The following is a 22,410-nucleotide window of genomic DNA, read 5'->3' on the forward strand; positions in this document are numbered from 1 at the left end:
TTATGCGTCTTTACCAGGGTATTCGAAGCCTGATTCTGACTTTTTTCCGGAAAATACTGTTTTTGTGGGTCCGGACAGATGTCAGCGGAAACAGCGTTGATGCTCTCGGATTGTCCTCCGAAATACCGGTTTGTTATGTGCTTCAATACAGTTCGTTGTCGAGCCGACTGGTGCTCGAGCAAGAGGTAGTCCGGGCACAGTTACCGGGAGCCACCACATCGCTACCGGTTAAAAATGGCCCCTCCCACTCATTCTTTTTTCTCTACCGCCGCATTGGCCGATCGTTCCGTAAGCGCCAAACACCGGTTCCCACCTCGGAGTTTCAGGCGCTCGTGCGTTACGGCCTCGAGAACCCTGAGCAAGATGTCCAGATTGTTCCCGTCTCTCTCTTCTGGGGGCGATCTCCAGACAAAGAGAAGTCGCTAGTCAAACTGTTGCTTTCAGATACCTGGTCGGTCGCCGGCAGGTTGCAGAAATTTCTGATTATTCTGGTGCACGGTCGTAATACGTACGTGCAGTTCAACAAGCCTTTTTCTCTGAAACAGGTAATCGAAGAACATCGCCATAGTGAGGAGCGCGCTAACCGTAAACTTGCACGCATTTTGCGAACCCACTTCCGTAAGGTGCGACAAGCCGTTTTGGGCCCGGACCTATCACATCGCAGAACGCTTGTATCTGGCCTGCTACGAACTCAGGCAGTAAAAGAAGCCATAAGAGAAACTGCGGCCAATGAAGGCGTAGCTCCGGAAAAGGTCCGTGCCCGCGCATACAAATACGCCGATGAAATAGCGGCCAATATGTCAGTTGTTACCATTCGCGTATTTGAAAAGCTGCTCTCGTGGTTATGGAACCGAATATACAACGGTGTCTCCGTCAACAATATTCGTGTCGTAACGGAGTCCGCGCAAAACAGCGCCGTGGTTTATGTGCCCTGCCACCGCTCTCACATCGATTACTTGCTGTTGTCTTACGTGCTCTATAAAAACGGCCTGATGCCGCCGCACATTGCTGCAGGCATCAACCTGAACATGCCCATTGTGGGCCCCATTCTCCGCAGGGGCGGTGCTTTCTTTATGCGCCGCAGTTTTCGCGACAACCCCTTGTACGCCACAGTATTTAACGAATACATGCACGTTATGTTTTCCCGTGGATACTCTGTGGAATATTTTGTGGAAGGCGGGCGCAGTCGCACCGGGCGTATGCTGCAGCCACGCCCCGGCATGCTCGCCATGACCGTGCGCAGTTTTCTCCGTGATCACCGCAAGCCGATTGTGTTTGTGCCTGTATACGTAGGCTACGAAAAGGTGATGGAGGGGCGCTCCTATCTTGGCGAGCTTAGAGGCAAGAAGAAACAGAAAGAAAGCGTATTTGGGCTGGCCAAAACAGCGCGCAAACTCACCAACTCCTTCGGTCGGGTTTCCGTGAATTTTGGTGAAGCCATTCACCTATCCGACGTTCTGGATGATGTCCGTAGCAGTTGGCGGGACGAGGCCTATGATTCCCAATACCGACCCGAGTGGTTGAGCGATGCCGTGTCCGAACTGTCAGTGCGGGTTGCCTCCAACATCAACGCTTCTGTTGCCGTTAACCCCATCGGTATGATCGCAACCGTATTGCTCGGCGCAGAAAGACTGGCCATGGATGAAGGCCAACTTGAACGTTTGGCGGATCAATATGCCACCCTTCTGAAAGCGTTTCCTTACGCCGAAACCGTTACCCTACCGGAAGGCTGCGGCAAAGACTGGGTTGCCTACTGTGAGTCCATGGGGCTGGTTTCGCGCCAACCGCAGAAGCTCGGCGACATCATAGGGCTGGAAGGCAGCAATGCCATTCTGATGACTTACTACCGAAATAATATCCAGCATCTGTTTGCCCTTCCCGCCTTGGTGGCCAGCCTGTTCGAGAACAAGAGCTCTCTGGCGCGGGAAAGAATCGTTTATCTTGCCAGCGTAGCCTACCCCTATGTCCAGTCTGAACTGTTCCTGAAGTATGACGACGACGAGGTAGAAGCAGTGATCAATCAGTGGATTGATGTGCTGGTCGATCAAGGCTTGCTTGTGGCTCTGGATAACGAACGCATTGCACGCCCGGATGAAGGCACCGAAGCCATGCTGCGCCTGAGAGTGCTTTCCCGGTTCATTATCCAGATGGTGGAGCGTTATCACATTGCGCTGGGCATACTCCGTAAATACGGCACGGGCAAGATCACTGCAGCCGAACTGGAAGAGCAAAGCACCTTGCTAGCAGAGCGAATGTCTATACTGTTTGGGCTGAATGCACCCGAGTTTTTCGATAAAAGCTTGTTCCGAAACTTTATCGCAAACATGCAGAAAAACGGCGTTCTCACTACCGACGATAACGGGCTACTCTGCTACGGAGAGGGGCTTGATGAGGTGGCGGACGATGCCAGACTGGTGTTGAGCGTGGAGAAACGCCAAGCTATTCAGCAAGTCACTATGTTGGGTGTATGAGTTAGGCGTCTAAGTTAGGCGCCTGACAGTCAAGGCGCTAGCGTGTAGGCAAGGCGCAGATTGGGTAGATATCGTAGCGGCTGCTCTTACCCTCTACCCGGGCACCGGGCTCTGGACCAGATATAGCCGGAGCTTTGCGCGGACGCTTCACCACTACGCGGTATTTGGCGACAGCTAAGGCTGCCTCCAACAACACTGGCGAATCATCATCGTCGCCCACCAGGGTTCGAAACACCTGCATTTCCTTCTTCACCAGCGCCGATTTATCCCTGTGAGGAAACATAGGGTCGAGGTAGATCACATCGGCTGCATGGGATACCTCTGCTTCCTCTTCCCGTGCATTAGCCAGCCAGCCGATACTGCTACCCACATGAAGCGTCATCCGGGCGACGATCGGGGCGCAATCGACATTCAACGCTGCGCGAGCCAGCCCGTCCGCCAGCAACGCGTGAATCACAGGATTGCGCTCAAACATAGTGACCCGACAGCCAAGCCCAGCTAGCACAAACGCATCTTGCCCCAAGCCTGCGGTGGCATCCAGCACATGCAAGTCCGCCTTTGTTTTCTGCAAGCCCACGGCGCGCGCCACCAACTGGCCAGCGCCGCCACCGTGCTCACGCCGGTATCCCATTTTGCCGGTTACAAATTCCGCCCTCACCGGGCCCGGAGCACCTTTACCGGCCACCTGAAGACACAAACCGTTTTCATCCAAAAACAGCAGAGCATCTGCATGTCGCACATCTTTAGGATGCACTACGCCAAGGTAGGGTAAGGAAAGTTCGGCACCAAGAGCCATGGCCTGACGCTCATCACCAAGTTGGCTTCTGGCTATTGCCAGTGGGATGCTTTTACCTTTGGAGGACGCTCCTGCGCCGTTGGAGCGAGACATTAAATCAGGATATCGATTCCGGCGAGCGCCGAGCCATCAGAGTCCTGCCCGGCAGCAGCTACACTGGCAAAGGTCGACAATGCGCGGGCTGCGGGTAGAGGAACCTCATCCGCGCGAAAGCGCTCCAGACGCACATCTTCAGCCGCACGACGGGCCTCTACACGGCGCGCTGGGTTGTCATTGACACTCCGCTCCGACGCAGTCTGGCTAGGGCTATCTGCTAAATCACGGCGGGCCGCTTCGGCGGTTTTCTCGGGGGCAGACGCAGGGGAACGGGCAACATCACCACGCTCACGCACGGGGCTGTTAGTCCCCGACTGATAGGAAAGCGTATTGCCTGAGTTGATACCACCAATCATCGTCAAAGCACCATGGGCTTCAGAGAAATAAACGCGGTTAGCTGGAGTATGGAAGAAGTCCGCGCGGATTAAAAGCCTTACTCACGCCCCGGCAGCTTCTTCCAAGTAACTTCGTCACGAATATAGACCGGTTGGGCTTGCTCCGCTGGCACAGCTAAGCCCTGATCGAACTTAGCAACGGCCAAACGCGCTACCCAGCTAGCCCGGGGAATCATGGCTTCATCCACCGAGTTGATTCGGCCCGAAACGTCGGTCGGCATGGTTTCGCGGAACGCCCAACCATGACCTGCGCCAACCCACTTTTTGACATCAGTCTCTAACGCAACCCGCGATGGCGCACAGACCCGCTCTTCACCGATTAGCTCCGGCAGGCCCGAGCTATTTTGGAAGCACCCCCAATACAGCTCACTCATGCGGGCATCGAATGCGACAGCTATACCTTCGCCTTCTTTTACCTGCAAGGTTTCAATGGCACCCAGAGCCACAGTTTCCAGAGAGGAAACAGGAACAACGGGAAGGTCGAGCCCCCATGCCAAGCCTTGAACCACACCGGTAGCGATGCGAACGCCGGTAAACGACCCTGGGCCACGGGCAAACGCCAGCGCGTCAAGGTCGGTAGGCTTGAGTGCTTGCTCCGTCAATAACTCGCGCAACATCGGCATCAAGAGACGGGTGTGGCCTCTAGGCGCAATTTCAAACTTCTCAAAAACCTCTCCATCAACAAAAAGGGCTGCAGAGCAGCCCTCTGAGGAGGTGTCCAGTGCCAAAAGTTTCACAGGCGTGAATGGCCTCGATAAAAGGTCAGTGGATTATTTGAGGCTGGCTCGAATCTGATCACGAATGCTGTCCAGACTCCCCACACCTTCTACGCGCACGTATTCAGGCGCTACGTCCGGCTGGTTTTCGGCCAGATTCTGGTAATAGCCGATCAAAGGCGCGGTCTGGTCGTGATAGATTTTCAGGCGCTTACGAACAGTCTCTTCTTTGTCGTCAGCACGCTGCATCAGCGGCTCGCCGGTTTCATCGTCTTTCCCTTCCACCTTGGGCGGATCGTACTTAACGTGGTAGATGCGGCCACTGCCTTCGTGTACACGACGACCAGAGAGACGACTTACAATCTCTTCATCATCTACAGCAATCTCGACAACATAGTCGATAACAATGCCTTGATCTTTGAGTGCTTCAGCTTGAGGAATTGTGCGAGGGAAGCCATCAAGCAGGTAACCGTTTTTACAATCCGGCTGTTTAATGCGCTCTTCAATCAGCGCAATAATGATGTCATCGGACACCAAACCGCCCGTTGCCATTACTTCTTTCACCTGTTTGCCAAGCTCGGATTCGGCTTTAACGGCTGCCCGCAGCATATCGCCAGTAGAAATCTGGGGTATCCCAAAACGCTCGGTGATGAATTGGGCCTGAGTCCCTTTTCCCGCGCCTGGTGCGCCTAACATGATGATTCGCATAACGCTGTGCTCCCGTTTTCGTCATTATCGTTTGAAAAGTTGTGGCAAAAACTTATGCCTTTGCGACAACCTCTCCTGCCGGAACAGGTGTTAGCCAGATTTGGCGATGGCGCATTATACGAAGTCAGGCACTCCAGAGAAAGTCGACCTCCGTATCATCTTTATAAAACGGGACACAACCAATCTTCAGAGACCGCCGTTAGGTGATAAGTGACGATGCCAGTGCGTCCAGCTCCGGCGCAACCTTATCAATCTCGTCAATCATTTCATTCACGATTGCAGGCTCCAATTGCAGCCCACGCAGTAGCGCCGGAATATCATCGGCATTAAACTCGTCGCCAATGTTCCGTTCCTTCAAAAGCGCATTCGCTAGCTGAACCATCATCACGTAGTTTTCATGCTCACCTTGATAACCCAGCTGCTGATGCACACCCGCGGCTTTGACCACAGGATCCGGCAACTCCCATAAACGGTGCAAGATTCCACCAATAGCGCCGTGACCTACGGCGATAATCTCCTGTTCGCTCCCCTGCCCGAATACCTGCTGCTCCAACGATTGCATGCTGGTCTCAAGGTTGGCCTCTCTAAGCCTGTTGAGTTCTTTGAACTCTGCCGGGAACAAATGGCCCACCAACAGCAACCCAAAGTTGTGCAATAAGCCACAGAGATAGGCCAAACCCTTGTCTGCACCGCAGCGGGGCGCCAAGCGCTGGCACAGGAAGGCGCAGTAAAGCGAGTGGCGCCAAAAGTTATCCATGCCCAGAAGGCCTGATCTTGGCACGTCAAACGCACGAACCGAGGCTATACCCATTGCGATGTGAGCAACGCGATCAAAACCCAAAACACGGGTTACCGCTTCCTGAACAGAGGTGATTTGACCAGGATAGTTGAATAGGGCCGAGCGCGCATAGCGCATCACTTGTGCAGTTAGGCTGGGGTCGAACTCGATAAGCTCTGCCAATTCCCGCGCAGTCGCCTCAGTGTTGGAAGTTAGGCGTAAAATGCGTAACGCCAGTGCTGGCATGGGCGGCAGCCGGTACAGCTTTTTCAGTTTGCTAGCGACTTCTGCCAGCGTCAGTGCTTCCCGGGCGTCATCACTGTCCGGACCGCGAATCGCCAAATGCCCTTCCCGGGAACCAACCATCGCAAGGCGCAGTGACCGCCCTTCCAGCTCCACCATCGAGTGGTCTGTACCACTGGAAAACAGAACCCGCTCTGATCTGGTAATACCTTCATCGACAAGCACCGGCAAGTCATAAGCATTGCCGATTGGCGGGGTAAACCCGGGATCACAATCACTGAATAACCGGAAGGCCTGCTGCTCGGTAAGGGGTTGCAGATGGCGCCCCGTCATTTGCCAGAGCGCTTCTGTATCAAGCGCACTGTCAAACCTGTGAACAACCATCACAATGCCACCGATGTCGATCAGCAGAGTTGCTTTGATGACGTCCTGACGGGATTGGCCAAGCGTAGCCACCGCCTCGTCAAGGTTGGCGGCCCTATCGATTGGCAGCTCCTGATAAGCTATACCCTGTTTATTGAAAAACCGCTCCAGTCGCGCTGCGAGAGCCAAAAGAATACTCCTGTTATCCATGGCCGGGGCATTCTGCGCCCCGTTGTCCGTTCCCGGTGGTGTTAACCGGTGTTACGCATACCGGCGGAAATTCCCGCCATTGTAACCTTAAGCGCACGTTCTACCAGCTCAGGCACTTCGCCTTTGCCCTCGCTTTCCCGATCGCGCTTCAATAATTCCGCCTGAAGGTAGTGCAAGGGGTCTGTATATGGGTTGCGCACGCGCATGGAGTGGGCAAAGGCCGGCTCGCCCTCCAGCAACTCATGCTGTTCTTTGAGCTCCAGCAGGCGCTGAACGCAGCCTTCAAGGCGTTCACCTAAGCTGGTACCCAAGGCACGGAGCTTGTCATCGTCCAACAGTGTTTTTTCATAATAACCGGCGATGCGCAAATCAGCCTTGGCCAAGACCATTTCGAGCATGTCGACATAAGTGCGGAAGAAAGGCCACCCCTGCATCATTTCACGCAATTCGGGCAGACGCCCCTCTCTGGCGGCATCTTCCAAGGCCACATCACTGCCTAACCAGCTGGGCAGCATTAAGCGCATCTGGGTCCAAGCGAAAATCCACGGAATGGCTCGCAAGCTTTCCACACCACCACTGGCTTTGCGACGCGCAGGCCGACTACCCAGCGCCAGTTTGCCCAGCGCCTGCTCCGGGGTGACTTGGCGAAAATAGGGTACAAAATCGGGATTTTCCCGAACCACTTCGCGATAAGCTTTGAGCGAACGCTCCGTCAGCCAGTCCATAGTATCGCGCCAAGCTTTTTCGGGCTCGGGTGGCGGCGCCAGAGTCGCCTCGATCACCGCAGTGCTATATAGCGTTAAGCTCTGCACCGCAAGCTGAGGCAAACCAAACTTAAATCGGATCATTTCCCCCTGCTCGGTAATGCGGAAGCTACCGTTTACGGAACCCGGTGGCTGAGACAAAATTGCTCGGTTGGCCGGGCCACCGCCACGGCCGACGGTTCCGCCGCGGCCATGAAACAGCGTTAGATGCACCCCGAATCGGTTTGCAACTTGGGTGAGCTTTTCCTGCGCCTGATACTGGGCCCAAGCAGCCATAAGCTGACCCGCATCCTTAGATGAGTCTGAATAGCCAATCATGACTTCCTGCCGCCCCTGACAGTAATCCCGATACCAGTCCACCTCATACAGGGCAGACATACTGTCGGGAGCGCCGCGAAGGTCATCCAGCGTTTCAAATAAAGGCACGATCCGCATGGGGAATTTCATACCGGATTCGCGAAGCAGTAGGATCACGCTCAACACATCCGACGGCTTGCTGGCCATGGATATAACATAGGAACCCAGAGCTTCCGGGGTTTGTTGCGCAACCACTTCGCAGGTGTCTAGAACTTCCCGTACCGGTTCAGAAGGTTCCCAGTTGCGGGGAACCAGTGGGCGGCGGCCCTGAAGTTCTTGTATTAAAAATACTTGGCGCTCTTTTTCAGACCAAGAAAGGTAATCACCAAGCCCCAAATACTCCACCATCTCGGCAACCGCTTCCGCGTGGCGGGTCGCTTCCTGACGAATATCGAGACGGCTTAGGGGCAAGCCAAATGTATGGGCGCGACGAATGGTGTCTAACAAAGCGCCATTGGCGATTTTTTCAAGCCCGCACTCCACTAGCGATCGGTAACAGAGTTCTAGCGGTGCCGTCAGATCTTCATTCTCAAAGAGTATGCCCGAGGTATCAGCTGGCTCGCCATTAACGCGAGCCTCCGCCCAATCCCGCGTTTTGATAAGCCGATCCCGCAATTCTGCCAATACATAGCGGTACGGCTCCCGGGAATCGCCAGATAGGTCACGCAGCTCATCGCTTGCCTGCCACATGGAAAGCTCCGCTCTCAGTGACTTGATATCACGTAGAAACAAGTCCGCAGCCATCCACCGCCCGAGCAAAAACACTTTCTGGGTTACCTGATGAGTAACATTGGGATTACCGTCCCGGTCGCCGCCCATCCAGGATGCGATACGCACGGGCGATGCCTGTAACGGAAGGCCCTCGCCTGTCGCCTCCTGAAGTGACCGATCCAGATCACCAAGGAATCGCGGCAAAGCCTGCCATAGACTGTTTTCGATAACCGCAAAACCCCATTTGGCTTCATCAACGGCCGTGGGGCGCTCATGGCGAATCTCATCGGTATGCCAAGCTTCGGCTACTAACCGTGACAGGCGTTCTGTAATCGCCTCTCGCTCGGATGGAAGCAAGTCTGCGTGGTCCAGACTCGCCAAACAATCCGACATTTCATCGTATTTCATGATCAGTGTACGGCGCGCAACTTCTGTAGGGTGCGCTGTCAATACGAACTCCACACGCATATCTGCAACACATTGGTGCAAGGCTTCCGCACTTACGCCACCGTCTTTAAGGCGATCAAAAACACCAGCTAATGGTTCAACCATCAGATCAGACTGATGATCACGCTTGCGGCGAATGCCGTGGTATTGCTCAGCTAGGTTCGCGAGATTAAGAAACTGGTTAAATGCTCTGGTGACTGGCAGCAGCTCGTCATCGCTTAGCTTGCCAAGAAGGTTGACCAGCCGTTGGCCGGAGCCACTTTCCTGCCGTCGGTCGGATTTGGCGGCAGCTCGAATTTCTTCGATTCGTTCGAAGCATTCCCGCCCGGGATAGCGCTGGATGCTTTGCCCCAGCAATTCGCCCAACATGCGGACATTTTCACGGAGATCAGGGTGTAGCTCGGTCACATTGGCGTCCTTATGAATTGACGGAGACAAACTAAACTTACGATACTAAGGAACCACCGGAAAAGTCTATTAGCGTTTGGGGCTGCAACTGCGCCCGCACCAGCGCCAGAGAACCCACTCTTGAGAGGACCCACCATGAAAGTCACAGATCTGCCCAAGCACTGGGAACAAAAGAAAAAGCCAGTAGAGCTAACCCATGATTACAATTTGAGGCTTCCCTTGGAAGACGCCGCCAGAGTTGCTGCTCTGGCCGAGCTTTACCCCGACCGCAGCGAAAGCGACATTCTAAACGATATGATCGCCGCCGCGCTGGACGACTTAGCCAGTCAAGACCCACTAAAAGACAAGCTAGAGGGTCACAACGGCTAGCAGAGCTTGCTGGAGGACTCGTTATTAGGCTACTGACTCAAGCTGGCGAGCCTTCAGGCGTTCGATGTGCTTTTGGCTGAGGCGAACGAATTCCGGAGTCAGCCCTTTGTCTTCGTATATTTCGAAGCCGTCTTCATCGTAGGCGACAACCTGATCACCTTGAACGTAGGGAAACTCGGTTTCGATCTCATCGAGCGCAGCGGAGATCAGGTCGCGAATAAGGTCCTGAGATGATTTTAGAGGGTACAGGGCCGATAGCTTTTCAAGCTGCCGATGATGCTGGTCAGATAACGCCATAAAACAAGCATCGCGGGTAAGCCTGCCTTTAGCGTGCTTATCCCAGTAACCAACCAGATCTTTGATTTTCATCGAGCCAGACTCCCAATTCTTGTTGATAATTCCTGAACTTTTTAGGCGCGCAAGTTTATCGCGCAAGCTCCTTACACAAAGCCGCCAAACACCCTATTCAATAAGTGTAGACGAAGCTCAGGAGTGAAAACTTAAGGAATTGGTAACGGATTGTACCTATTCTGGCTACCCGCTTTTCTTTTCCACACCCTTGACCGATTGCCAGATCTGATCAAGAGCTTCCAATGTCTCTTCATCAAAGGAGCGGCCTTCACGCTCAAGAACCTGTTCAATGGCCCGGAATCGCGCCTCAAACTTGTGATTGGTGCGTCCAACAGCCTGCTCCGGATTAACTTTCATGAACCGTGCAAGATTCACACACACGAACAGCAGATCGCCCAATTCATCTTCGACAGCATTGTGGTCACCCTGCCCGGATTCTGCCGCCTGCCAAGCCTCCTTGAGCTCATCGATTTCTTCATGGAGTTTGTCGAATACCGGCTCTATATTCGGCCAATCAAACCCGTGCCTTGCCGCCCGCTTCTGCAACTTTTCCGCGCGTACCATCGCGGGCAGCGCCCGTGCGATACCATCCAACCGGCTTGGCAATCGGCTTGGCAATCCGCTTGGCGACGTTGCATCCGCAGAAGTGTCTGATTGTTTCTGAGCCCGCTCTTCTGCCTTGATACGCTCCCAGCTCTCCTTGATCCAGGCTTCGTCTGGCCGGTTGTCCGGATCAATACGGCTTTCCAGTGTCCCCTGCGGGAACACATGGGGATGGCGTCGCACAAGCTTGCGCACGAGATTGTCGACCACAGCATCAAAGCTGAAACGATTTTCTTCCGCCCCAATCTGTGAGTAAAAGATCACCTGAAACAGCAGGTCACCCAATTCATCTTTCAGGTTTCCGTAGTCCTTCCGCTCAATGGCATCTGCTACTTCGTAGGCCTCTTCCAGCGTATGCGGCACAATACTCCTGAACGTTTGCTTGGTATCCCAGGGGCATCCGGTTTCAGGGTCACGCAGCCGTGCCATCAACAGTTTCAGATCGTCAATCGAGTAGGTCATGAGCGTTTACGCTTTACGTCAATAACATTGGGCAGATTGCGGATTTGGGCGAGTAGGCGCGCCAACTGCTCAAGGCTGGAAATTTCAACCGTCACAACCATAGTTGCCGTGTTGTCATCACGATTGGTCACGGTATGCAATGCTAGAACATCGCTCTTAGACACTGACAAGACCTGAGTGATGTCCCGCAACAAACCAGATCTGTCGTAGGCTTCAATTTCTATATCCACGGGATAAACAGAGGCTTGCTGGCCACCCCAGCTCACTTCAATAATTCGGTTAGGTTCAAACTCCCGTAGATTCAAAAACGTTGGACAGTCCTGCCGATGAACCGTTACCCCCCGTCCGACGGTGATATAGCCACCTATGGCATCCCCCGGCAGAGGCTTGCAGCACTTCGCCACCTGGGTTTTCAGCTTGCCCACGCCCAGTATGTGGATATCCGACTCGGTATCGTAAGGCTTGTCGCGCTGGGCCATCAGTTTCAGGTCGAGCTGCTCGGATTTGGGCTCGATCATCTGCTGGGCAACATTGGCAACATGTGCAGGGCGGAGATCACCGGCACCCACAGCGGCAAACATGTCCTCGGCGCTGTGATAATTCACTTTTACCGCCAGCTGGCTGAGGTCCACATCGTGCAACGACAAGCGGCGGAACTCATCCTCAATAATGGCACGACCATCCGCCACGTTACGATCGCGATTTTGCTCTTTAAACCAATGGGTTACCTTGGCTCTGGCGCGGGAGGTCTGAATGTATCCAAGGCTGGGATTTAGCCAATCCCGGCTGGGCGCCGGATTGTTCTTTGAGGTAAGAACAAATACCTGCTCACCGGTCTTCAGTGGGTAGGTCAGTGGTACTATGCGGCTGTTTACCCGCGCACCCCGACAGGCATGGCCAATCTCAGTGTGAACTCGGTAAGCAAAATCTACGGGTGTCGCCCCCTGAGGCAAATCAACAACGTGCCCCTCAGGCGTAAACACATAAATTCTATCCGACACAATATCGGATTTAAGGTGGTCTGCAAGGCCGGAGAGGTCTCCCAATTCCTCCTGCCACTCAAGCACCTGTCGTAGCCAGTTAATCTTGGCGTCGTATCCAGACGACTTGTTACTTTTGTCTGTACCCTTGTATAGCCAGTGAGCACAGACGCCGAGCTCTGCATCTTCATGCATGCTATGAGTGCGAATCTGCACCTCCATGACCTTGCCATCCGGCCCGATCACGGCCGTATGCAGAGACTGGTAGCCATTCTCCTTGGGGTTGGCTATGTAGTCATCAAACTCATTCGGGATGTGGCGCCAAAGCGTGTGCACAATTCCGAGGGCGGCATAACAATCCTTCACCTCAGGCACGAGAATACGCACGGCCCTGATATCGTATATCTGGGAAAAGTCGAGGCCCTTGATGCGCATCTTCCGCCAGATGCTGTAGATGTGTTTGGCACGGCCCGAAAGGTCGGCTTCGATACCGGAAGCTTTCAGCTCTGACTGCAACTTGGCAATTACGCGACGGATGTAGCCTTCCCGGTCCAGACGTTTCTCGTCCAGCAGTTTGGCAATTTTTTTGTACGCTGTTTCGTGCAGATAACGAAATGAAAGGTCTTCCAGCTCCCACTTGATGTGCCCGATGCCCAAACGGTGAGCAAGGGGCGCATAGATATCAAACACTTCGCGGGCGACTCGCATACGCTTTTCTTCCGGCGCATCTTTAACACCACGGATAGCGCAGGTGCGCTCGGCGAGTTTGATCAGCGCAACCCGCACATCATCAATCATGGTTACCAGCATTTTGCGAACGTTATCCAGCTGGCCTTCACTCTGCCCGAGCACGTTGCCTTTGAGCGGGTGGTGTATGGAAGAAATGGCCGCCATCTGCTGTACGCCATTAATAAGCATGGCCACTTCATCGCCAAACTCTTTGCGGATAACCTCAAGAGCTACCCGCTCCTCCCGAACCGCGCGGTAAAGAATGGCAGCAACCAGACTGGCCTGATCCAAGCGCAGCTCCGCCAGCACCTGAGCCATCTCGATGCCAATACGAAAGCTGCTGGATCCAGACGCCCATAGGCGATCCTCCCGGAAGGCCTGCAAATCGATTTCAGCGGCTTTTTCACAAGCCCTGCGAAACTGGTCCACATCGTCCAGATGGGTCTGGGAAGCAATTTGCTGTACCCAGCCCTCGATATCGATCTGGCCATCGCCATCCACTGCGTAATCTTCGCGAACTTTTACCATATCTGTTTTGTTATTCCTGGTGATTCACACAACTGTCCTTTGCTGTGCACAGCAAAATTCAGCGAGAGCCACGCTCAAACAGCGCAATCGACTCCACATGCGTGGTGTGAGGAAACATATCCATCACACCGGCGCGCACCAACCGGTAACCGTTGCTGGCCATCACACCCGCATCCCGCGCCAGAGTGGCAGGGTTGCAGGACACGTACACAATACGCTTGGCACCGAACGCGGTTAGGTACTTGCATATTTCCTCTGCCCCGGAGCGTGGCGGATCAATAAGGATTTTATCAAAACCCTCTTGCGCCCAGCGTTGGCCGGTAAAATCTCCGTGCAAATCAGCGCCGTGAAATTCAACATTTGTAAGCCCGTTCAGCTCCGCGTTTTCGCGACCCCGGACAACCATGGCATCATCACCTTCCACGCCAATAACCTGCCCGCCTTTACGCGCAAGTGGCAGGGTAAAATTGCCCAGCCCGCAGAACAGATCCAAGACCCGCTCACCCGGCTGCACGTCCAGCCACTCAACAGCCCTACTTACCATGGCTTTATTGATGCCCGCATTGACTTGGGTAAAGTCCATGGGGTGAAACTTCATGGTGAGGTCAAATGCATCAAGCTGGTAACTTAGGCGCTCATCGCTTCGACCCGCAGATTCAGGCCAGATGCGGTGAACAGTATCTGGCCCTTTGGGCTGCAGATAGATGTGCAAATCGTGGGCCTGGCCAAAAGCAATCAGCTTTTCGCGGTCGCCGCTGCTCAAGTCATCCATATTGCGGAAAACCATCGCTGCGGTGTCGTCACCACACGCAATTTCAACCTGAGGCACGCGGGCGTATGCATCCATGGTGTGCAACAGCTCGCGCAACGGAACAATGCGCTCGCCAATACGCGGGTCCAGCACTACACAGCGGTCAATATCCGTAAGAAAGCTATTGCGCTTCTCCCGGAACCCTACCAGAACCGACTCCCGCGCTTTGACGTAGCGCACGCCCATGCGCGCCTTGCGCCGATACCCAAGGTTACTGTCTGGGCGCAGCGGCTCTATCCACTCCTCCGGCTCGATACCGCCAAAGTGTTCAAACTGCTCGCGCAGAGTCTCTTCCTTAAAGCGAATCTGGGCATCACTGCTCATGTGCTGAAGGCTGCAGCCACCGCATAAATCGGCAAAATCACAGGGGGGATTTTGACGGTCAGGCGCCGCTTCGAGCACCTCAAGGGTGCGCAACTCATCAAATTTACTGCGGGTGGAAACCACCTTGGCCATTACGGTTTCACCCGGCAACGCGCCATCCACAAACAGGATTTTGCCATCCTGACGAGCTATGCCACGGCCATCATGACTAAGCTTTTCCACTTCACAGCGTACGGGTTCCGTAGGAAGTACCTTCCTGCGTCGTCTGCTCATAATCTATTCTCTTGGTGTCGTCAGGTTCAGGCGCCGGGGAATACGCCAGTCGATAAGTAGCGGTCGCCGCGATCACAAATAATGGCCACAATAATGGCGTTTTCAACCTGCGAAGAGAGCTTAAGTGCGGCAGCGATAGAGCCACCGGATGATACACCACAGAATATCCCTTCGCGCTCTGCCAAAGCGCGCATGGTTTCCTCCGCCTCTTGTTGGCCAATGTCCAATACCTGATCCACGCGAGTGGAATCGTAGATGCTGGGTAGGTAAGCTTCCGGCCAACGACGGATACCCGGTATAGATGCGCCCTCTTTTGGTTGCAAGCCGACAATATTGATATCCGGGTTACGCTCTTTGAGGTAACGGGAAACGCCCATTATGGTGCCGGTGGTGCCCATAGAACTGACAAAATGGGTTACACGCCCTTCAGTTTGCTCCCAAATCTCCGGGCCCGTGGTGCGATAGTGCGATAAAGGGTTGTCCTGATTGCTGAACTGATCCAGCACCCTGCCCTTACCTTCCGAAGCCATTTTCAAGGCCATATCTCTGGCCACCTCCATGCCCTCTTCCTGACTCACGGTAATGATCTCTGCGCCGTAAGCTCTCATGGATGCTCGACGTTCTTCACTCATGTTTGCGGGCATGATGAGTACCATTCGGTATCCCTTAATAGCCGCAGCCATGGCCAGAGCAATACCGGTGTTACCACTGGTTGCCTCAATCAGCGTATCGCCAGGTTTGATTTCACCACGGCGTTCGGCCTCTTGAATCATTCCTATAGCAGGTCGGTCTTTTACAGAACCGGCCGGGTTATTGCCTTCCAGCTTTGCCAGAATCACGTTACTGGTATCCCCGGGGAGACGCTGCAACCGAACCAGAGGCGTGTGCCCGACATAATCTTCAATTGTGGGAAAATGCATAGTAAGAACCCTGTGGTACACTTTTGCGTTGGCATGATACGCCTTATAGCCCCAGTCGCCCAATACAGCTTCTCGCTAAAACCATGACTGAAGGCTATATAAGTGGTGTATTTTTCGGCTCGCCCGGCACTGACTCGAATATAATTTCAGCCCGGACGAACTACTAATACAAGGACGTAACCCGCCCCAACAGGCGGAGTTAAGTTATTTGCAGGACATTGGTATGCGACGTTGGGGCATTCGCAAAAAAGTGCTGGTGGTAACCTTGGTTCCCACCCTGATCACTACCTTGATGCTGGGGCTGTTTTTTACCTACAGCTGGGTCAACAACATTGAGAACCTGCTAAAAGATCGTGGCGAGTCGTTGTCTCGCCAGCTTGCGGCTGGCTCGGAGTATGGCTTGTTTACGGCGAATCGCAGCCTGTTGAGCAGTCTTTCCAATGCCCTATTGGAAGAACAGGATGTGCGCTCAATTACATTCTTCGATAGCGAGCGCCGTCGCTTGCTGCACACCGGCCCGGGCAGTTCCGACAATCTCGACAGCAAAGAGCTTGCGAAGGAACAGGCAAGCCGGATTGCCAGCAAAGACAGCACCCGCTTTGTGAACCCGGTATTTCTGCAAGACTTGATGATTCAGTCTATGCATGATCCAGACGCCCGGCAGTCTGCCTTTAAACAGCGGGAGCCGCTTGGCTGGGTAGCCGTCGAGATGTCGCACATCCGCACGGAAAAAGAGACCTACAAGGCTTTGTTAATATCACTGCTGCTGGTTCTCGGTGGTGTTGTTTTCAGCCTTCTCATCGCCCTGCGGCTCAGCCGCGCTTTCACCGGCCCGGTGCTTGAACTTAACGAAGCCGTTGCAAAACTGAAGGAAGGCAAACTCGACACCCGCATTCATACCAACGCTGGCCCCGAATTCGAGCAGCTTGAATCCGGCCTGAACGCCATGGCGGAAGAACTGAGCAAAGCGCAGGCGGAAATGCAGCAGAACATTGATCAGGCCACGGAAGACCTAAGGGAGACTCTGGAAACCATTGAAATCCAGAACATTGAACTGGATTTCGCTCGCAAAGAAGCGCTGGAAGCCAGCCGCATTAAATCCGAGTTTCTGGCCAATATGTCCCACGAAATCCGGACACCACTCAACGGCATCATCGGTTTTACAGAGTTGCTGCTCAAAAGCCCACTACCGCGCCAACAACGGGATCACTTAAGCACCATACGGAAATCTTCCGAAATCTTGCTCACCATCATCAATGACATTCTGGATTTCTCCAAGATTGAAGCAGGCAAGCTGATTTTGGACCGTGTGCCCTTCCAGCTTCGGGATATTGTGGAAGAGGTAATGGTGATGCTGGCACCTGCTGCCCACGGCAAAAATCTGGACCTTGTACCTCTTGTTTACAACGACGTGCCAGACAACATCACTGGTGACCCTTTAAGGGTAAAGCAAGTAATTACAAATCTGGTCAACAACGCCATCAAGTTTACCCAAACCGGAGAGGTGGTTTTGCGTGCCAGTCTGGAGGACGAAGATAAAGAAAATAACCGGGTTACTCTGCGCCTGAGTATTAGTGATTCGGGCGTTGGCTTATCCAGAGCCCAGCAGCAGTCTCTGTTCAATGCCTTCAGTCAAGCGGATGCCTCTACGGCCAGACAGTATGGCGGCACCGGCCTTGGACTGGCGATTTCCAAACGCCTTGTGGAGGAAATGGGGGGCGAGATTGGCTTGGAAAGCGAGCTCGGCAAAGGCTCCACTTTCTGGTTTACCCTAACTCCCGAACTGTCCTCGGGTGGTGAGGCGGTTGCCCCTAGGGACGCTTTGAAGGGCGAGCGAGCCATATATCTGGAACACCAGAAAACCTGTGGCCTTGCGGTTGAGCATCTATTGCGGGATTGGGGCATGACGGTTGATCGTGTTGCATGCCCCGGCGCTATGCAGGAGAAGATTGAAGAGGCCCAGAAGAGCCAACAGGGGTATGCGGTGGCCATTATCGGCATTACCCGGCATTTGCTCAACTCAAGCCAATATTGTGGGCTGGTGCGAACGATTGAAATCGAGCGGGATTGCCGCACACTGCTACTCACGCCAACTTTGGAAATTCACGACACCCCGCTTTCCGGACTTGCCAGCGGCCATCTTACCAAGCCAATATGTCGCGATGCTCTCTATGACGAGCTGCTGCTTCTGGTACACGGCATTAATACGTCCGGGCAAGGCATTGCCCATCAGGACCATACTGCTCGCCTACCCGCACCCGTTAATATGCCGCGGGTTCTGGCTGTAGATGATAATGAAGCCAACCTAAAGCTGGTTATGACCCTACTGCAGGATTATCAGATAGACGCCGAAGGAGCTTCAAGTGGTTTTGAAGCCCTGAGCAAGTCCCGACAAAAACCGTTTGATCTGGTTTTTATGGATCTGCAAATGCCGGGTATGGACGGCGTAGAAACAACCGCGCGGATTCGTGAAATGGATAAAAACAATAATCATAGAACAGCCATCATCGCACTCACGGCGCACGCGCTGGCTGATGAGCAAGAGCGGCTGGCCCGACAGGGGTTTGACGGCTACATGCCTAAACCCATTAGCAGTGTGCAATTGGCCGACACCATACACGAGTGGACTGGCTATCAGTGCCGGAGTAGCAGCACAGGCCGCATTCAGGTTCCCGAGGTGCGGGATACAAGGCGCACCTTGAGGCCCTCTACGCGACAAATGCAGCGGGATTGCGTAAGCGTGGATGAGAGTATCCAACTGGCTGCGGGTAAAACGGATTTGGCGGAAGAGCTATTCAGCATGCTGGTGGAGCAATTGCCCACAGATCTAGACACTATTGAACGACTCTGGGCGAGCAACGACTTGGAGAACCTTCTGGAATGCGTGCACAAACTGCATGGCGCCACACGTTACTGCGGCGTTCCCGAGCTACGCTCCGCGGCAAATCACTTGGAAACGGCGCTCAAATGCTCAGCGCCGGACATGGAGTTGCAGAAAAACCAGCTAACCTCTGCTATCGAGCGCCTGCAAATCTGGAGTGAACAGACCGACTGGCAGCAGATGTTCCGGGAGCATTATCAGCAGGCTGACGCTTGATCAAGAATTGTCTTCATATCCCGAACCGCTTCTTTCAGTCCACTAAACACGGCTCTAGCGATAATCGCATGGCCAATATTCAGCTCATTAATCCCCGGAATCGCGGCAACCCGCTCGGTATTGTGATAATGCAATCCATGACCCGCATTCACAATCAGTCCTTTTTTGCGGGCGTAAGCCACCGCGTCGGTTAGGGCTTTGAAGGCTGCGTCCTGAGCTTCGGCACCAACAGCCTCAGCGTATTCGCCGGTATGAAGTTCAATCACGGGCGCGCCGCAGCGTACAGCGGCATCAATCTGCACCGGATCTGGATCTATAAACAGAGAAACTTCCGCGCCCAACTTGGCAAGGCGCTCACAAGCTCTCGCTACACGTTCTTCTTGGCCATCAACATCAAGGCCGCCTTCGGTTGTAAGCTCTTCGCGCTTTTCGGGCACCAAACACACACACTCAGGCTTCACTTTTTCGGCGAATTCCAGCATGGCATCTGTAACCGCCATTTCCAGATTCATTTTAGTCTGCAGCACTTCTTTAAGTAACAACACATCACGATCTTGAATGTGTCGGCGGTCTTCCCTTGGATGGATGGTAATGCCGTCGGCGCCGGCTTCTTCAGCAATCAGTGCAGCCTGAACCGGATCGGGGTAACGCGTTCCCCGGGCCTCGCGTAACGTGGCAACATGATCGATATTGACACCAAGCAATACTCTAGGATTCATGTGGTTCTCCCTTAAGATGAGCGAACAGAGTGATGAGTAAAAAGGCTGCGACTATTCAACGGGCGGCCCTGCAGCAGGTAGTCCGTTAGCACGCGCATAACCCGCTTCGATAACCGGCGGCTAGCGCTGCTTTGATAATCCCCGCTGGCAAGGGCCAGCAACGTTTCCCCGTGCAGGTTTTGCAAACGCACGCCACTGGAAGCGTTAGCAACAATACCTTGTTCGGGGTTATAGCAATAGGTTTGCCCGGAGTGGACGGGCTCGCCAGTATCCATCGCCAGATCCCATAAAAAATCGTACCCCAGAGCTGCTGCAAATGCCTGTTCAAACTTCCGTAAAACCGGCTCCACATCCGACGCCTGCGCAAGTTGCTCAAGCGCCCCGATGTATGCGGCAAAGAGAGTTGGATGGGGGTCTGCCTGGGGCAAAATTCTTTGCATCAGTTCATTGAGGTACAGGCCACTGTAAAGCGAGGCGGTGCGATGCAGTAAGGGGCCTTCACGAACATCTACTTCGGTGAGCGTTTTCAGGTCGCCGCGTCCTACCCAGCCCAGAAGCAGTGGCTGAAAAGGCTGTAACTGAGCCTTTAACGGGCTCTTATTACCAATAGCACCACGGGCTATGACGCTCAGGCGGCCGTGATTCAGGGTAAAAAGATCAACCATGAGGCTGGTTTCCCGCCAGGGTCGGCGGTGAATCACATACGCGGGTTCCTGCTGCTGCGCTTCTCTACTCATAGTGCCTCAAGGGGGCAGAGCGGCCTCAACGTTTAGAGATCGTTCATACCCAGACTCTTTAGCGCCCGGTCACTATCAGCCCAGCCACGCTTTACCTTCACCCACAACTTCAGCATAACCTTACTGTCGAACATACGTTCCATGTCGGCGCGGGCTTCCTGCCCAATACTGCGTAGCCTGTCGCCTTTATCGCCAATCATGATTTTCTTCTGGCCTTCACGCTCCACAAGAATCAACGCCGATATGTGCAGCGTTTTTCCATCATGTTTGAACTCTTCGATTTCTACTGCCACAGAGTAAGGTAGCTCAGCGCCAAGTTGCCGTGTGATCTTTTCCCGCACCATTTCCGACGCCATAAAGCGCTCACTGCGATCAGTAATCTGATCGTCGGGATAGAAGTGGACGCTCTCCGGCAGAAAACGGCCCACCGCTTCTTCCAGCGGCTCCAGATTGGTTTCCTTCAAGGCGGAGATGGGTATAATTTCCGCAAACTCGTGCTTTCTGGACAGCATGTCTAGGTGCGGCAGCAGATTCTCCCGCTTTTCAATCCGGTCCACTTTGTTAACCGCCAGAATAACCGGGCATTCTAGTTTACTCAGTTTTTCCAATACCATCTCGTCGGCGGTGGTCCAAGCCAATTGGTCCACCACAAATACCACTACATCCACACCGGAAAGCGCCGACGTAGCCGCTTTGTTCATATAGCGGTTCAGAGCTCTTGGCTCTTCCACGTGCATCCCGGGTGTATCTACATAGATCGCTTGATCCAAGCCCTCGGTTTTAATTCCCAGCACCTTGTGACGCGTCGTTTGAGGCTTGCGGGAGGTAATGCTCAGCTTCTGCCCCAAAATATGGTTCAACAAGGTTGATTTACCGACGTTGGGGCGGCCAACTATCGCGACGAAACCACAGCGACTGTCAGGATTTTCCGGGCGGGTAATATCGTTCATCAGGGTGTCTCCACGCCGAGTTGTTTCAGCGCACTACGGGCTGCTTCCTGTTCCGCAATACGGCGACTGCTGCCAACGCCGCTGGTTTTGCGCTCTAGCGAAGGCAACACACAGGATACGTGAAATGTCTGTTTATGAGCTTCTCCGTCCACAGAAACCACATCGTATCTGGGCAACGGGAACTGGCGGGACTGTAGGTACTCCTGCAATCGGGTCTTTGGATCTTTTTGAGTATCCTGAAGGTCGAGCTGTTTAAGGCGTAGCTCGAACCAGCGCAGAACCTGCTCCCGGCAGGTGTGGAAATCGCTATCGAGGTAAATAGCACCAATGACGGATTCCACGGCATCTGCAAGAATGGACTCGCGACGAAAGCCGCCGCTTTTCAGCTCGCCGGACCCCAACCTCAAATAGCTTCCCAAGTCGAACTCCCGACCAATCTCGGCCAGAGTTACACCTTTCACCATACGAGCGCGCAAGCGGCTCAGGTGGCCTTCCCGGGCTTTATCAAAATTCAGGAACAAGTACTCTGCAATCACCATGTTAACGATGGAGTCGCCAAGAAACTCCAATCGCTCATTGTTCTGATTGCCATAACTTCGGTGCGTAAGCGCCAGCAAAAGACGCTCGGGCGACTTGAACTGATAACCAATGCGCCGTTGTAACTGATCCAGATCTGGTTGCGAACTCACTTACCCTTCAACTCGTATTTGTGCTGGAAGTGAACAATGACATCCATATTGCGGACAAGGTTGTTACGTACTTCATAATCCACGTTGACCAAAACAAGCTCGCCGTCTTTTTCAACCACAATATCTTTGGCATCAAGGCTGCGGATATTGTTCACACTTAGGCTCTTGTTGATCAAAGTACGAATTTGGGCTGGCCCCATCCGCGACAAGCCTTCCGTGCCATCCAGATTTTCAAGCGCTTCCTGAATAGTCAGGTCGTCCATGTACGCTGGGCCAACCTTAATTGCCAAGGAAAGAACGCTACCGAAAAACAGAACCATAATCAGGATAACAAGCGCCGAAGCACCGCCTTGACGCCCCATGGCGGAGAGATTATTTTTCTTCATTACAACTGAACTCCAAAAT

19 protein-coding genes are annotated in these 22,410 nt (G+C 53.7%); 3 read left to right on the plus strand and 16 right to left on the minus strand.

Annotated features, from left to right (window positions below):
* Positions 1 to 2 precede the first annotated feature (2 nt).
* On the plus strand, positions 3 to 2,471 hold the full coding sequence (plsB, locus tag FE845_RS03375; protein WP_200361754.1) for a glycerol-3-phosphate 1-O-acyltransferase PlsB: 2,469 nt from the start codon (positions 3 to 5) through the stop codon (positions 2,469 to 2,471).
* Between the two features lie 37 nt (positions 2,472 to 2,508).
* Here plsB and FE845_RS03380 read toward each other — a convergent pair whose 3' ends face one another.
* The 6 genes from FE845_RS03380 to ppc form a co-directional block, all read right to left on the minus strand.
* Positions 2,509 to 3,360 (minus strand): class I SAM-dependent methyltransferase, encoded by an 852-nt coding sequence (locus FE845_RS03380; RefSeq protein ID WP_200361755.1) that lies wholly within the window; start codon positions 3,358 to 3,360, stop codon positions 2,509 to 2,511.
* Entirely contained in the window at positions 3,360 to 3,719 is a 360-nt protein-coding gene (locus FE845_RS03385; RefSeq protein WP_200361756.1) for a UDP pyrophosphate phosphatase, read from the minus strand. The genes FE845_RS03380 and FE845_RS03385 overlap by 1 nt, the downstream gene beginning before the upstream one ends.
* A 77-nt stretch (positions 3,720 to 3,796) precedes the next feature.
* Positions 3,797 to 4,495, minus strand: coding sequence for a tRNA (adenosine(37)-N6)-threonylcarbamoyltransferase complex dimerization subunit type 1 TsaB (tsaB, locus tag FE845_RS03390; RefSeq protein WP_200361757.1), 699 nt, complete (start codon positions 4,493 to 4,495; stop codon positions 3,797 to 3,799).
* Between the two features lie 33 nt (positions 4,496 to 4,528).
* On the minus strand, positions 4,529 to 5,182 hold the full coding sequence (gene adk / locus FE845_RS03395) for an adenylate kinase (RefSeq protein WP_200361758.1): 654 nt from the start codon (positions 5,180 to 5,182) through the stop codon (positions 4,529 to 4,531).
* 199 nt (positions 5,183 to 5,381) lie between these two features.
* Positions 5,382 to 6,755, minus strand: coding sequence for an HDOD domain-containing protein (locus tag FE845_RS03400; RefSeq protein WP_200361868.1), 1,374 nt, complete (start codon positions 6,753 to 6,755; stop codon positions 5,382 to 5,384).
* A 62-nt stretch (positions 6,756 to 6,817) separates the two neighbouring features.
* The gene (gene ppc, locus FE845_RS03405) at positions 6,818 to 9,463 is read right to left on the minus strand and encodes a phosphoenolpyruvate carboxylase (protein ID WP_200361759.1); all 2,646 of its coding nucleotides are present in this window, start codon (positions 9,461 to 9,463) and stop codon (positions 6,818 to 6,820) included.
* A 135-nt stretch (positions 9,464 to 9,598) separates the two neighbouring features.
* Between ppc and FE845_RS03410 the strand changes: the two genes are divergently transcribed.
* The gene (locus tag FE845_RS03410) at positions 9,599 to 9,832 is read left to right on the plus strand and encodes a hypothetical protein (protein ID WP_200361760.1); all 234 of its coding nucleotides are present in this window, start codon (positions 9,599 to 9,601) and stop codon (positions 9,830 to 9,832) included.
* A gap of 24 nt (positions 9,833 to 9,856) precedes the next feature.
* On the opposite strand, the gene FE845_RS03415 is transcribed toward FE845_RS03410, so the two are convergent.
* The 5 genes from FE845_RS03415 to cysM all read right to left on the minus strand — a co-directional run bounded on the left by FE845_RS03415 (position 9,857) and on the right by cysM (position 15,813).
* Complete coding sequence (locus FE845_RS03415) at positions 9,857 to 10,201, minus strand: pilin assembly protein (protein WP_200361761.1); 345 nt, start codon at positions 10,199 to 10,201, stop codon at positions 9,857 to 9,859.
* Between the two features lie 165 nt (positions 10,202 to 10,366).
* On the minus strand, positions 10,367 to 11,248 hold the full coding sequence (gene mazG / locus FE845_RS03420; RefSeq protein WP_200361762.1) for a nucleoside triphosphate pyrophosphohydrolase: 882 nt from the start codon (positions 11,246 to 11,248) through the stop codon (positions 10,367 to 10,369).
* Positions 11,245 to 13,485, minus strand: coding sequence for a GTP diphosphokinase (relA, locus tag FE845_RS03425; RefSeq protein ID WP_200361763.1), 2,241 nt, complete (start codon positions 13,483 to 13,485; stop codon positions 11,245 to 11,247). The genes mazG and relA overlap by 4 nt, the downstream gene beginning before the upstream one ends.
* A 58-nt stretch (positions 13,486 to 13,543) precedes the next feature.
* Positions 13,544 to 14,893 (minus strand): 23S rRNA (uracil(1939)-C(5))-methyltransferase RlmD, encoded by a 1,350-nt coding sequence (gene rlmD, locus FE845_RS03430; RefSeq protein WP_200361764.1) that lies wholly within the window; start codon positions 14,891 to 14,893, stop codon positions 13,544 to 13,546.
* 26 nt (positions 14,894 to 14,919) lie between these two features.
* Complete coding sequence (gene cysM, locus FE845_RS03435; protein WP_200361765.1) at positions 14,920 to 15,813, minus strand: cysteine synthase CysM; 894 nt, start codon at positions 15,811 to 15,813, stop codon at positions 14,920 to 14,922.
* 223 nt (positions 15,814 to 16,036) lie between these two features.
* On the opposite strand from cysM, the gene FE845_RS03440 reads away from it, so the two are divergent.
* Positions 16,037 to 18,910 carry an ATP-binding protein gene (locus tag FE845_RS03440; RefSeq protein ID WP_200361766.1) on the plus strand — a complete coding sequence of 958 codons (2,874 nt, stop codon included), beginning with the start codon at positions 16,037 to 16,039 and terminating at the stop codon, positions 18,908 to 18,910.
* On the opposite strand, the gene pdxJ is transcribed toward FE845_RS03440, so the two are convergent.
* From pdxJ to FE845_RS03465, 5 genes are read right to left on the minus strand one after another with little or no spacing between them, the layout of a single operon-like run.
* A complete protein-coding gene (gene pdxJ, locus FE845_RS03445) occupies positions 18,892 to 19,629 on the minus strand; it encodes a pyridoxine 5'-phosphate synthase (protein ID WP_200361767.1) in 738 nt (245 codons plus the stop codon). The genes FE845_RS03440 and pdxJ overlap by 19 nt on opposite strands.
* Positions 19,630 to 19,640: 11 nt before the next feature.
* Complete coding sequence (recO, locus tag FE845_RS03450; protein ID WP_200361768.1) at positions 19,641 to 20,366, minus strand: DNA repair protein RecO; 726 nt, start codon at positions 20,364 to 20,366, stop codon at positions 19,641 to 19,643.
* Between the two features lie 32 nt (positions 20,367 to 20,398).
* Positions 20,399 to 21,316 (minus strand): GTPase Era, encoded by a 918-nt coding sequence (gene era, locus FE845_RS03455; protein ID WP_200361769.1) that lies wholly within the window; start codon positions 21,314 to 21,316, stop codon positions 20,399 to 20,401.
* On the minus strand, positions 21,316 to 22,005 hold the full coding sequence (gene rnc / locus FE845_RS03460) for a ribonuclease III (RefSeq protein ID WP_200361770.1): 690 nt from the start codon (positions 22,003 to 22,005) through the stop codon (positions 21,316 to 21,318). Before rnc ends, era begins: the two co-directional genes overlap by 1 nt.
* On the minus strand, positions 22,002 to 22,391 hold the full coding sequence (locus tag FE845_RS03465; RefSeq protein WP_200361771.1) for a DUF4845 domain-containing protein: 390 nt from the start codon (positions 22,389 to 22,391) through the stop codon (positions 22,002 to 22,004). The genes rnc and FE845_RS03465 overlap by 4 nt, the downstream gene beginning before the upstream one ends.
* Positions 22,392 to 22,410 lie beyond the last annotated feature (19 nt).

Origin of the sequence: Marinobacter sp. 1-4A (genome assembly GCF_016597725.1) — a bacterium.
Lineage (GTDB): Bacteria > Pseudomonadota > Gammaproteobacteria > Pseudomonadales > Oleiphilaceae > Marinobacter.

Bases quoted from the DNA above. Each gene is read 5' to 3' on its own strand.
- plsB (WP_200361754.1), top strand. From the start codon at position 3: ATGCGTCTTTACCAGGGTATTCGAAGCCTGATTCTGACTTTTTTCCGG.
- FE845_RS03380 (WP_200361755.1), bottom strand. From the start codon at position 3,360: ATGTCTCGCTCCAACGGCGCAGGAGCGTCCTCCAAAGGTAAAAGCATC.
- FE845_RS03385 (WP_200361756.1), bottom strand. From the start codon at position 3,719: ATGATTGGTGGTATCAACTCAGGCAATACGCTTTCCTATCAGTCGGGG.
- adk (WP_200361758.1), bottom strand. From the start codon at position 5,182: ATGCGAATCATCATGTTAGGCGCACCAGGCGCGGGAAAAGGGACTCAG.
- FE845_RS03410 (WP_200361760.1), top strand. From the start codon at position 9,599: ATGAAAGTCACAGATCTGCCCAAGCACTGGGAACAAAAGAAAAAGCCA.
- FE845_RS03415 (WP_200361761.1), bottom strand. From the start codon at position 10,201: ATGAAAATCAAAGATCTGGTTGGTTACTGGGATAAGCACGCTAAAGGC.
- mazG (WP_200361762.1), bottom strand. From the start codon at position 11,248: ATGACCTACTCGATTGACGATCTGAAACTGTTGATGGCACGGCTGCGT.
- relA (WP_200361763.1), bottom strand. From the start codon at position 13,485: ATGGTAAAAGTTCGCGAAGATTACGCAGTGGATGGCGATGGCCAGATC.
- rlmD (WP_200361764.1), bottom strand. From the start codon at position 14,893: ATGAGCAGACGACGCAGGAAGGTACTTCCTACGGAACCCGTACGCTGT.
- cysM (WP_200361765.1), bottom strand. From the start codon at position 15,813: ATGCATTTTCCCACAATTGAAGATTATGTCGGGCACACGCCTCTGGTT.
- FE845_RS03440 (WP_200361766.1), top strand. From the start codon at position 16,037: ATGCGACGTTGGGGCATTCGCAAAAAAGTGCTGGTGGTAACCTTGGTT.
- pdxJ (WP_200361767.1), bottom strand. From the start codon at position 19,629: ATGAATCCTAGAGTATTGCTTGGTGTCAATATCGATCATGTTGCCACG.
- recO (WP_200361768.1), bottom strand. From the start codon at position 20,366: ATGAGTAGAGAAGCGCAGCAGCAGGAACCCGCGTATGTGATTCACCGC.
- era (WP_200361769.1), bottom strand. From the start codon at position 21,316: ATGAACGATATTACCCGCCCGGAAAATCCTGACAGTCGCTGTGGTTTC.
- FE845_RS03465 (WP_200361771.1), bottom strand. From the start codon at position 22,391: ATGAAGAAAAATAATCTCTCCGCCATGGGGCGTCAAGGCGGTGCTTCG.